The organism is Kitasatospora sp. NPDC001175, from assembly GCF_053598215.1.
The window spans coordinates 1-11239 of the sequence record NZ_JBSFJU010000027.1; the positions used below are offsets into that span (position 1 = coordinate 1).

Below are 11239 nucleotides of genomic sequence, written 5' to 3' on the forward strand. Positions count from 1 at the left end.
CGCAGCCGCCGCCGCACCAGCGCCGCCCCACCCGTGCCCACGGCGAGCGCGGCCGCCGCGCCACCCAGCAGAACCGGCAGCTGCCGGCTCACCGCACTGGCCGTGTGCGCGACGGTGTAGCCGACCTGGACCAGGCCGGCGACCGAACCGTCCGGCCTGGTGACCGGCGCACTGCTTTCCACGACCTGTCCGATAGGCGCGGTGAAGCTGATGGTGATCGGCCCCTTGAGGGCCGGCTGGTACGGGCCGATGAGGTGCTTCCCGATCAGCGCGGGGTTGTCGGACGTGTAGCGGATCCCCTCGGGGCTGGCGATCACGACGTAGTCGAAGCTGCCATTCTTCATGATGTCCAGGGCCAGCGGCTGCAGCACCGCGGTCGGATGGGCACTGTCCAGAGCGGTCACCACCGTGGGGGTCTGCGCCAAGGTAATGGCCGCGGCGCGTGTGCGGTGCTCGGCATCACTCGTGGCGGAGCTCCGAGCCTGCAGGAGGAGTGCCGTCAACGCCGCGGCTACCAGCAGCACCACGACGACCAGCAGCCACAGGAACACCTGCCCGGCGACACTGCGCACCCTCAGCCGCGAGCGCAGTCCACCCCCAGTGGGCCGGTGTTTCCCCGGTCCGCTCAGTTCTGTGCCCGTAAGGGCATGGCCGCCCACTCCGTACATCCAGCCCGTCCCCGCGCATCCGGGTCGTGACTCCTCCACGCTGCCACCCCGCCCGGAGATGTGCATGCTCGAAGCCGGCGGAGGGCCGAACAGACCGCCAGGCAGGCTGGCGCCCTGCAACTCGTGACCGCAGTGAGGGCGCCGTCGCGGACGACCCGCCGCAAAAAGAACTATAGATGAAACCAATAGCATCCATGGCCAGTATGTCTTGGACACTATAGATCGAGGTCATGCAAGGTGAATCTCGCCAGGCCCCACAGATCGGGCCGCCACGAAAGAGAGTGACCCCATGCATGACCTCGCCAAGGGCGTCGCGCGTTTCCGACAGGACGTCTTCCCGGCCAAGAAGGAGCTCTTCGCCCATCTGGCCGCCCACCACACGCCCCACACGCTCTTCATCGGCTGCTCCGACGCCCGCGTCGTCCCCGAGCTGATCACCGGGTGCGAGCCCGGCGACCTGTTCGTCATCCGCACCGCCGGCAACCTCGTCCCCGCCTACACCCCCGGTGCCGACGGTGTCGCGGCGAGCATCGAGTACGCCGTCGCCGCACTCGGCGTGACGGACATCGTCGTCTGCGGGCACTCCGCCTGCGGCGCGATGACCGCCCTCGCCCACGGTCACGACCTGAGTGACGCTCCGGCGGTCGCCGACTGGCTGCGCCTCGCCGACGCCTCCCTGGCCCGTACCGCCACCGCCGGGGACGTGCCGGCCCTGGTGCGGCAGAACGTGCTGGCCCAGCTCGCGAACCTGGCCACCCACCCGTCGGTCGCCCGCGCCCTGGCCGAGCGGAAGGTCACGCTGCGCGGCTGGGTCTTCGACATCGCCACCGGGCGAATCGAGGAACTCCAGACCACCGGCTCCACCGCCCCACTCGCGGCCTGACCTCAGCTTCCCGAGTCGGCCCTGCCGGCGCGACCCGGGACCACCACCCCTGAACCCGCCCGCTTCGCGCACGATCCGCGAAGGGGCACACAGTGAAAGGAATCCCCCATGGTGCACGCCCAGTTCGACTCCTCCGCCCGCCAGGCGCTGGCCGCCGCCGCCGTCGAGGCCAAGATGCGCAAGAACCTCTCCTGGCAGCAGATCGCCGACGCCGCCGGTCTGTCGGTCGCCTTCACCACCGCCGCCGTCCTCGGACAGCACCCTCTACCGGAGAGCTCCACGAAGGCGGTCGCCGAGCTGCTGGGCCTGGACGAGGACGCGGTGATGCTGCTGCAGACCGTCCCCACCCGGGGCTCGACCCCCGGCGGCATCCCCACCGACCCGACCATCTACCGCTTCTACGAGATGCTCCAGGTCTACGGCACCACCCTCAAGGCCCTGGTCCACGAGCGGTTCGGAGACGGCATCATCTCGGCGATCAACTTCAAGCTCGACGTGAAGAAGGTCGCCGACCCCGAGGGCGGCGAGCGCGCCGTCATCACCCTGGACGGCAAGTACCTGCCGACCAAGCCCTTCTGACCCGCGCCCCCGGTGGGGCGGGCCGCAGTCGGCTCGCCCCACCACAGCCTCACCCCCTCCCCATCCCTCCGAGGAGACCACCATGGACTTCATCCAGCGCACCATCGACCTCGCCCGCCAGAACGTCGCCGAGGGCGGCCGCCCGTTCGCGACCGTAATCGTCAAGGACGGCGAGATCCTGGCCGAGAGCCCGAACAGGGTCGCCCAGACCAACGACCCCACCGCGCACGCGGAGATCCTCGCCATCCGCGAAGCCTGCGTGAAGCTGGGCACCGAGCACCTGACCGGCACCACCATCTACGTCCTGGCCCACCCCTGCCCGATGTGCCTGGGCTCGCTGTACTACTGCTCACCGGACGAGGTCGTCTTCCTCACCACCCGCGACGCCTACGAGCCCCACTACGTCGACGACCGCAGGTACTTCGAACTGGGCACCTTCTACGAGGAGTTCGCCAAGAACTGGGACGAGCGCCGCCTGCCGATGCGCTACGAGCCGCGCGAGGACGCGGTGGAGGTCTACCGGTTCTGGCAACAGCGCAACGGCGGCGAGCGCCGCGTGGCCACAACCCCCACCGCCGCCCGATGAGCGTGGTGATCGACAAGGTGGCATGGATCCGACTCGAAGCCGGCCGGCTCCTCGCCACCCGCACCCACGGCCGCGACCTGTTCTACGAGCCGTCCGGATAGGAGAAGAAGAGGCCCTGCGGGTCGTACTCGGCTCGCAGCGATCGCAGACGTTCCCAATCGGGCGCCGTGAACGACCGCTGGGCGCGAGAAGGGTCGGCGGTCAGGTCCGCTTCCGCGATGTAGTGCCCGGTTCCGAGCGGCTGGAGGGTGTGCATCGCTTCGCGCAGCCAGGCGATGTTGACGTCATCACGCGCCGGGTCGTCCCAGATCGCGTAGGGCACGACGTAGCTCTCGCCGAGCACGGAGAAGGCCATGTTCCGTAGCAGCTCGTCCTCCTGCGAGACCGGTGAGACGGGCGCCAGGACGATGGACTTCGCGGAGGGGGCAGTGGTGAGCGCGTCGCCCAACTTCGCGAGCAGCGAAGCGTAGTCCTCCTGCGACCACAGAGTGTCAGCGGCGTACCGGCGCCGCTCGGGCCACAGCTCTCTGGCGGCATCGTAGAGAGCGGCAAGGGATGTCGGCTCGTCGAGCTGCCGGGACAGCGGGCGCTCGGCGAGCGGGCAGCTGTGCAACGGCCGGAGGGCGCGGACGGCCTCGGGGCGCGAGGTTGCGAATGCGGTGGCGGCGACGGTGACCACCTTGGCATGCGGCCGATCCACCGTCAGGGACGGGTCCGCGGCGGCCAGGAGGAAGGACAGTTCGACGTTCGCCGACAGTTCACGCGCCGTCTCGACGGCCCAGCGGGCCACGGGTTCGACTGCCGCCAGCGGGAAGACGTACGAGGTGGTGGCGAGTGCCGCCGGGCGCGGGTACAGGCGGAGGCGGAAGCCGGTGACGACGGCGAAGAAGCCGGGCCCCGCGCCCCGCGCAGCCCAGAACAGGCCCGGATGCTCGTCCTCGGTGCATCTGACCGCCTCACCGGCGGCCGTCACCGCCGTGATCTCCTGGACGCTCGCGCAGCCCGGTCCCCACAGACCGGAGTTCCAGCCGAGGCCGCCGCTGAGCAGGTAGCCGCCCAGGGCGACGGAGGGACAGTGCCCTGCCGGGAAGGCGAGATCGCGCCGGGCGAGCTCCGCGGCGAACTCACTGCCGACGGCACCGGGCTGCACGGTCGCCGTAGCCGAGTTGTCATCGATCTCCCACCGGCGGAGTCCGGAGAGGTCGAGGAGCATGCCGCCGTCCCGCAGGGGTGAGCCCCACCAGTTGTGTCCGCCGGCGCGAACCGCGACCCGCAGACCGCGGGACCGGGCCAGCTTGAGGGCTTGTGGAACGTCCCGCTCGCTGGCGGCCCGGACGATCACGTCCGGGTACCGCTCCGGTTTGAGGTCGTTCCACAGTTCGCTCGCCCAGGTGGTCTCGTAGCCCGCGTCGCCCCGGCGGACGAGCACGCCCTCGATGCCTGAGGACTCGCCGTGCTCACTCATGCCGACCTCCTGGTGGGCCTGGCGCCGGTATCCTCCGCCCCTCCACGATCCCGTGCCGGGCGCGCTGCAGCGGGTGGGAGGACGCGCGGCAGCCACGACCACTGAACCCGCCGGGCCCGGCCCGGCGGCGTCCGGATCTGGCAAAGCCCCGCCGATGCAGGCTTGCCCGTCACGCCAGCTGACTTCGAGTCAGCGAGCCGGCCGAAGCCGGGCCAGGGCTAGTACGGATGGTGGTCCGGCTTGTCCGTCCACGCCTGGTAGGCGGGCACCCCGAGCTCGGGGTGGAGCTGCTCGATGTGGATCCGTCGCTGCTCGTAGGGCTTCTGGAAGTCCTCGTACTGGAAGAGGTCATCGAACCCGATCTTCCGGGTGTCCTCCAGGTCGCGGCAGAAGTAGACGTGATCGATCCGTGCCCAGTAGATGGCGCTCATGCACATGGGGCACGGTGCGCCGCTGATGTAGATGGAGCACCCCTTGAGCATCCGGGCGCGCTCCGGCACGGGGTCGGTGGATCCTTCCGGTCGGGGGATGTACTCGAGGGTCGACTCGTCCTGATGGTCCTCGGGAATTGAGGGCGACTCCGGGTTGAGGATCTGGCTGGCCTTTCGGATGGTCTCCACCTCGGCGTGCGCGGTGGGGTCCCCGGTGAGCAGGACCCGGTTCTGGCCACGCGCGATGATCTCCCCGTCCCGGGTGAGGACGGCGCCGAAGGGGCCACCCCAGCCGTTCTCGACGGATTCGATGGCCAGCCGTACGGCTTCCTCCAGGAAGGCCTTGTGGTTGTCCATGGCATGACCTCCCATTGGCCCAGCGCGTGGGTGAGTGTCATGTTTTACCCGATTGATTCCTTTTGGCTAGCGTAGTCCGGGTGAATGCTTCTGCAAGCCGACGGGACGACAGCGCCACCGTGGTCCTCTCGCAGAAGGTGCGCAAGGGCTGCGAGGTCGACTACCAGCACTGGCAGGACCGGATGACCGCGCTGGCGCGAGGCTTCGAGGGTTTCGGCGGCACGGAGGTCTATCCGCCCGGGGAGAGCGCGGAGGGCGAATGGGTGGTCGTCTTCCGTTTCGGGCGCCTCGACCAGCTCACGGCCTGGCTCGATTCCCCCGAGCGCAGGCGGATGCTGGAGGAGGGGCGCCCCCTGTTCGAGGGTCCGCTGACCCAGGAGGTGCTGGCCGGCGAGCCACCGGCACAAGAGGCCGTGACGGCCGTGATCTCCCATCGCGTCACCCCCGGCCGCGAGCCGCAGTTCGTGCACTGGCAGGCGAAGCTGCAGAAGGTGCAGGAGAAGTCCCCCGGCTACATGGGGGGCGAACTCTTCCGACCGGTGCCGGGAGTCCAGGAGAACTGGGTATCAGTCGTGCGCTTCGACACCCAGGAACACCTGGAGAACTGGCTCACGTCCGCCGCGAGGAGAAGGCTCCTCGATGAGGGCCGCGACGCCTACGCCTCCTTCGACGTACGGCAGATCGCTTCAGCGTTCAGCGGATGGTTCCACTTCGGTCGCACTACCGCAACGATCGACATCCCGCCCAACTGGAAGCAGGCCATGTGCGTGGTCCTGGGGCTCTATCCGACCGTCATGGTGCTCAACCTGACGGTCGGCAGGGCGCTGCAGGCCGCCAACGTCCCGGGCTACCTGGCGCTGTTCATCAGCAACGTGCTGAGCGTCAGCATCCTCACCTGGGCGGTGATGCCGCTGATCAACCGGATCCTGCGGTTCTGGCTGGTCCCCGGACCGACGGCCCCGGGACGCACTCACCTGCTGGGCGTCCTGGCGGTCGCATTCGGCTACGCGGCGCTATTGGCGCTCTTCGGTTGGACGGTCGGCTGACCAGGAGGGCGTTCGTCTTCAAACGCGCGGGCGGAGTCGGCGTCATGGAGCAGCCGGTACCCGGAGCAGGGCCGGGCGGGGCTTTGGTGCGCGCCACCGCGGCCGCTCCCGACGCCGTCACCTGACACTCGCACGCGCCGATCTGACAGGCCAGCAGCATGGCGTCAGCGGCATGGTGGGTGCTACGGCGTGCCGGGGAAGTACTGGTCACGAGAGTGACCGTCGGGGGTCACGGTCCGGGGGAAGACGGCGCAGCCCGACCAGTTGATGCAGGCGGGCACGGTGCAGTGGTGCACGCCGAAGGTCGGCCGAGTCCGGGGCTCCTGTCCGGGGAGACTCCGTGCGCCTTCGTCCTACTGCAAGGCGCACGCGGCAACCGGACGGACGTCGCTGCTCTCCCGGACCCGGCAGCACCCCTACGACCGTCCGGTCAGGCGCTTGCCGCCGCGGGCCGGACCGTCACAGCCGCTCGGGAACGGGGTTGCCGACGGCCTCGATGGCGCGGCGGACGGGGACCTTCGCCAGCACGGCGAAGCCGATCACGAAGAACACCAGCAGGGAGATGATCGCCGAACGGTAGCTGCCGGTGATCTGGTACGCGAGGCCGAAGACCAGCGGGCCCATCCAGCTGGTGCCGCGGTCGCTGATCTTGTAGACGCTGAAGTACTCGGCCTCCCGGCCGGCCGGGATGAGGTGCGAGAACAGCGAGCGGGAGAGCGCCTGGCTGCCGCCGAGCACCAGGCCGATCATGCAGGCCAGGGCGAAGAACCAGGCGGGCTGGTGGTCGGGCATGAGGTACCCGAGGGCGAGGGTGACCACCCAGCCGACCAGGGAACCGAGGACAGTCCGCTTGGCGCCGTACCGGCGGGCGATCCGCCCGAGGAGCAGTGCGCCGGCGATCGCCACGATCTGGACCAGGAGCACGGCGGCGACCAGCGTGGTCTGGTCCATGCCGAGCTCCTCGCTACCGTAGAGCGAGGCCTGGGAGACGACGGTCTGGATGCCGTCGTTGTAGCAGAGGAAGGCGCCCAGGTAGAGCAGCGTGAGCGGGTACTCGCGCATGCCGCGCAGGGTGCGGGCGAGTTCGCGCAGACTGCCGGCGGCGGGCCGGTCGGGCACGGCTATGGCACGGTCGGGGGCCAGACCGGCCCGGGAGGGCAGCCGCAGCATCGGGACGATCGTGAACAGCGCCCACCACAGGCCGGCCGAGGCCAGGCAGATCCGCACGGCGGTGCCGGAGGACAGGCCGAGCGCGTCGTGGCCCTCGAACAGCGCCAGGTTGGCGATCAGCAGCAGTCCGCCGCCCGCGTAGCCGTAGGCCCAGCCCTTGGAGGAGACCGCGTCGCGCTCGTCGGGGGCGGCCAGGCCCGGAAGGTAGGCGTAGGAGAGCGCGACCGACACCGCGTACGCGATGTTGGCGACCACCAGCAGCGCGCCGCCGAGCAGGTAGCGGTCGCCGCCGAGGAAGAACATCCCCATCGTGGCGATCGCACCGACGTAGGCGAAGCCGCACATCAGCTCCTTGTGCCGCCCGGTGCGGTCCGCGACCGTACCGGTCAGCAGCATCACCGCAACCGATACCAGCACGGAGAACGAGACCGTGTACGGGAAGAACGACCCCGCGCGGATCGAGAGGCCGAGCGGGTGCACGTCGCCGGCCGCGTCGGCGGCGTTCTTGGCGACGGAGGTCAGGTACGGCCCGAGGAACACCGTCAGGACGGTGGCCGAGAACGCGGCGTTGGCCCAGTCGTTGATGTACCAGCCGAACTGCATCCTGCGCAGGGTGCGGTCGTCGGTGGCGGCCGCCAGGTGGTCCGGCAGGTGGGCCGTGGTGTTCATCAGGCTCCTATCGCTGAGCTGGAGCCGGCGCTGCCGTCGGTCCAGCAGCCGTGCTCGCCGAGGACATCCCGCAGGACGTCGATGCGATCGGCCATGATGCCATCCACACCGAGGTCGAGGAGAGCCCTGATCCGTGTGGGATCGTCCACAGTCCAGACGTGCACCTGCAGGCCGAGGCGGTGGGCGGCGCGGACGAAGGCCCGGTCGACGACCCGCACGCCCCGGTGCCGCTCCGGCACCTGCGCGCACACTCCGGCGAATGGCGCCCGGCGCCCCCGCAGCAGCGGCCCGGCCAGCGAGAGCAGCCGCAGCCGGGCCACCTCGCGCGGGCCGAGCGAGGTGGCCAGCCGGGGGCCGGCGGCGGCGCGGACGGCGGCGAGGCGGCTGTCGGAGAAGCCGCCGACGCAGACCCGGTCCCAGGCGTTGGTCCGGCGGATCGCCTCGACCAGCGGCCCGACGGCCGGCGCCGCCTTGACGTCGACGTTGAAGCGGGCCCCGGGGAACGCGCCGAGCAGGTCCTCCAGCAGCGGCACGGGCTCGGTGCCACCGATCCGGGCCTGCCTGACGGTGTCCCAGGGCAGTTCGGCCACCGCCCCGGTGCGGTCCGTGACCCGGTCGAGGCGGGAGTCGTGGAAGGCCACGAGCACACCGTCGCGGGTGGCGTGCACGTCCGTCTCGAGGTAGCGGTACCCGAGGGCGACGGCAGCCTCGAAGGCTGCGAGCGAGTTCTCGGGATGGCCGAGGTGACCGCCCCGGTGCGCGAAGGCGAGCGGCCCCGGGTGGTCGAGGAAGGGGTGCATGTCGTGCTCCGAGTTGCGGGGAGAGGAACCCGCCGGGCCTGCGAGACCAGGCGGCGCTGCCCGCTCCGACGGCGTCTCGGATCGTGCGCGTTACAGTATTACGCACCCTGTCAAGCGGTAACGCCCGGTGCGCCGGCCGGGCCGTGGAGCGACCTCCTGCCGCGAGAGAGCACGAGACGCAGCTCGGCAGGGCGGGGGCGCCTTGCAGCGGGTCGTCGGCGGCGGCGACCAGGTCGGCGTGCGGACCGGGCTCGGTACGGTCGGTGACGGTGCGTCGACCAGCGGTGTGCGGGTGGCGCGGGAGGCCACCGCCGCCAGGACCTCCGCGGGCGGCAGGTCGCGTCCTACCGATCGGGCCCTCCACGTACACGTTGTGCGGCGCGCCGTCGGTGCCCGCGATGATGGGGAGCAGGTCCGGCTGGTGGCCGCCTGGTCGCCGCTGCGGCGACACGGCGCCTTCCCTGACGGTATGTTGAATCGGTCGCGGCTGACGCACCGCACTGACATCGGGTCCCCAACTGGCTGGACGCCGTGGTTGGCTGGCTGCTTCGGCGGGCGGCGAGGGATGTGAGTTGGGCACTCGGCTTGTGCCGTTGTGGTCCGGTAGATTCGGCGGGCAGCTGATCGGCACACGAAGCGGCCGCGTGCCGCGCGACACGGGGGCAGTGGGTGCGGACCGGACATGGGCAGGGCCGGCGCCGGGAGGCTCTGCTGGAGTGCTGGCGGGCCATCGAGCTGTTCAGCCCTCCGACCATCCCAGCGGTGCCTCGTCGACGCCGCGCCCGGCCCGGCACGGCGGACGAGTACGTCGTGGACCTGACGCCTGCGGCAGGCCAGGCACCGCCGCCGCTGCCGTGGGCGCAGGACAATCCGCTGACGGCAGCTCACCGGGCGCCGTACGGGAAGATGTGGCGCCATGAGGTGTACGGCGGAGTGTTCGACCTGTAGTTGTTGCGCCAGGCGATGATCGCGGTGCTGCCCGAGGACACGGAACCGGATCCGGGGGTGCCGCAGGAGGAGTTGGTGCTGGCGGGGCAAAGCGCGATGTTCGCGCTCGTCCTGGACGACCGGGGGCGCCCGGTCGAGGACACGTCGGTGGTCTCCGCGTGTGGCTGGGCGGCGGGGCGCCTGTTCGACCCGGGCCCTCAACACCGACGACCCCAACCGCCCGCCCGACGCCCCCTGGGGCGAACGCGACCGCCGCGCCTTCACCTTCGTCCTCGGCCGCCTCGCCCAACACGGCATCGACCTCGAACGCCTGCGCATCATCGCCCCCTTCCGCGCCCCCGTCACCGAGTGCAAGAAGGCCTGCCGCGAACGCGACGGCTGGACGCCCGCCCTCCTCGACGAACGCTGCGCCACCGTCCACAAGGCCCAGGGCAAGGAAGCCGACGTCGTCATCCTCGTCCTCGGCGGCGGGCGCCCCGGTGCCCGCGGCTGGGCCGCCCGCACCCCGCACCTGCTCAACGTCGCCGCCAGCCGCGCCAAGCGCCGCCTCTACGTCATCGGCGAGCGCAGCCTCTGGGCCCCGCTCCCCCACTTCGACGTCCTCGCCGCCGAGGTCGAAGAGTTCGACCACCTCCGCGACCGTGGCTCCTGGCCTCCCGGCAACGGGCTGTCAACGGTCTGAAAGAGTCTTGGCGTACTGGGTGGTCAGCATCGTCAGCCCCGCCTTCGAAGCGGTGTGCAGCGGCGCGATGACCTTGGGTTCGGGCCGCGAGGCCCTGCCGCTGGAACACCCAGACATCGACGCCCTCGGCGGCCTGCCCGGACTCCCGCCCGGATGGCACGCCGACGACCTCGCGCAGCCCCGGGTGAGGACGCTCGCCTCGCCGTGGTGTGCGCGGTCGCCGGCGACCTGTACCTGCACCCGGTCGTCCCGGCGGCAGCGCCGGTGTGACGGGGATGGCCATGACTGCTGGCCGGTACATCCGGCGTCGTGTCGGCCCGCTGCCGGGGCTCGATCAGGCGATCGTGGCGCCGCGCTCCTGCGCCAGAGCCTCCAGACCGTACCGGGCCACGTGCTCCGCGTTGCCCAGGTCTATCGTCCGGATGCCCTCGTCGGCCAGCCGCTCGTTGATCTCCTCCAGGTGCTGCTGGACGAGCTGCTTCTCGGCATCCGTGGTGCGGCCCTTGTGCGGCTTGCCCGCGTGCTCCAGGCTCGCGTAGTTGACCCGCTCCCTGGCACCGGCCGGCGCCACGGCCTGACTCGGGATGGACCGAGTGACCCGCTTGGCGCCACGCAGCACCTCGGCCATCGGGGCTGCCGAGGCCAGCCGGTTGAACGCCTCGGCCTCCATGACGACTGTCTCCGGCTGGTCCGCGTCCGGGTGGTGCAGCTCGATCGTCACCACGTCGAGTGCCAGCTGCTTCACCGCGGTCAACTCGCCGGCAAGCGCCTCGATCTCGACCGGGTCGTCTTCCAGGTCAGGGTGCTGACGGACCACGATGCGCACCAGGTCGCCGTCATTCTCCGCGTGCTTGCCGGTCAGGTCCGAGAACCTGATGATCTTCTGGCCCATGTCTTCCTCTCTTGCCCTGTGCTCAGCTAAGAGCCTACGTCTGGAATGATCTACAACTGACGC

General features: G+C 70.6%; 11 protein-coding genes and 1 pseudogene. 6 read left to right on the plus strand and 6 right to left on the minus strand.

All coding sequences use genetic code 11. The annotated features are described in order from the left end of the window. Positions 1-659 (minus strand): annotated as a pseudogene (locus ACWDAK_RS20465) (histidine kinase); the annotation flags it as partial. Between the two features lie 298 nt (positions 660-957). On the opposite strand from ACWDAK_RS20465, the gene ACWDAK_RS20470 reads away from it, so the two are divergent. From ACWDAK_RS20470 to ACWDAK_RS20480, 3 genes are all read left to right on the plus strand, one after another. Then, positions 958-1551: a carbonic anhydrase gene (locus ACWDAK_RS20470; RefSeq protein WP_344639514.1), complete on the plus strand. Its 594-nt coding sequence runs from the start codon at positions 958-960 to the stop codon at positions 1549-1551. A gap of 108 nt (positions 1552-1659) precedes the next feature. Beyond that, entirely contained in the window at positions 1660-2130 is a 471-nt protein-coding gene (gene cynS, locus ACWDAK_RS20475) for a cyanase (protein ID WP_344639515.1), read from the plus strand. A gap of 82 nt (positions 2131-2212) precedes the next feature. Beyond that, the gene (locus ACWDAK_RS20480; protein ID WP_427394486.1) at positions 2213-2716 is read left to right on the plus strand and encodes a nucleoside deaminase; all 504 of its coding nucleotides are present in this window, start codon (positions 2213-2215) and stop codon (positions 2714-2716) included. A gap of 82 nt (positions 2717-2798) precedes the next feature. On the opposite strand, the gene ACWDAK_RS20485 is transcribed toward ACWDAK_RS20480, so the two are convergent. Further along, the gene (locus ACWDAK_RS20485; RefSeq protein ID WP_427394487.1) at positions 2799-4181 is read right to left on the minus strand and encodes an FAD-binding oxidoreductase; all 1383 of its coding nucleotides are present in this window, start codon (positions 4179-4181) and stop codon (positions 2799-2801) included. A 218-nt stretch (positions 4182-4399) separates the two neighbouring features. After that, positions 4400-4969 (minus strand): nucleoside deaminase, encoded by a 570-nt coding sequence (locus tag ACWDAK_RS20490; RefSeq protein ID WP_427394488.1) that lies wholly within the window; start codon positions 4967-4969, stop codon positions 4400-4402. 80 nt (positions 4970-5049) lie between these two features. Here ACWDAK_RS20490 and ACWDAK_RS20495 point away from each other — a divergent pair, with 80 nt between their 5' ends. Beyond that, entirely contained in the window at positions 5050-6015 is a 966-nt protein-coding gene (locus ACWDAK_RS20495) for an antibiotic biosynthesis monooxygenase (RefSeq protein WP_344639519.1), read from the plus strand. A 459-nt stretch (positions 6016-6474) separates the two neighbouring features. Here ACWDAK_RS20495 and ACWDAK_RS20500 read toward each other — a convergent pair whose 3' ends face one another. Together ACWDAK_RS20500 and ACWDAK_RS20505 are read right to left on the minus strand one after the other, a co-directional pair. Next, positions 6475-7854, minus strand: a complete 1380-nt coding sequence (locus ACWDAK_RS20500) for an MFS transporter (protein WP_344639520.1) — start codon at positions 7852-7854, stop codon at positions 6475-6477. Next, complete coding sequence (locus ACWDAK_RS20505) at positions 7854-8654, minus strand: glycerophosphodiester phosphodiesterase (protein WP_344639521.1); 801 nt, start codon at positions 8652-8654, stop codon at positions 7854-7856. The genes ACWDAK_RS20500 and ACWDAK_RS20505 overlap by 1 nt, the downstream gene beginning before the upstream one ends. Positions 8655-9416: 762 nt before the next feature. On the opposite strand from ACWDAK_RS20505, the gene ACWDAK_RS20510 reads away from it, so the two are divergent. Continuing rightward, entirely contained in the window at positions 9417-9602 is a 186-nt protein-coding gene (locus ACWDAK_RS20510; protein ID WP_427394489.1) for a hypothetical protein, read from the plus strand. Between the two features lie 160 nt (positions 9603-9762). Continuing rightward, positions 9763-10284 carry an AAA domain-containing protein gene (locus ACWDAK_RS20515; protein WP_427394490.1) on the plus strand — a complete coding sequence of 174 codons (522 nt, stop codon included), beginning with the start codon at positions 9763-9765 and terminating at the stop codon, positions 10282-10284. A 334-nt stretch (positions 10285-10618) separates the two neighbouring features. On the opposite strand, the gene ACWDAK_RS20520 is transcribed toward ACWDAK_RS20515, so the two are convergent. Continuing rightward, positions 10619-11176 carry a hypothetical protein gene (locus ACWDAK_RS20520; protein WP_427394491.1) on the minus strand — a complete coding sequence of 186 codons (558 nt, stop codon included), beginning with the start codon at positions 11174-11176 and terminating at the stop codon, positions 10619-10621. Positions 11177-11239 lie beyond the last annotated feature (63 nt).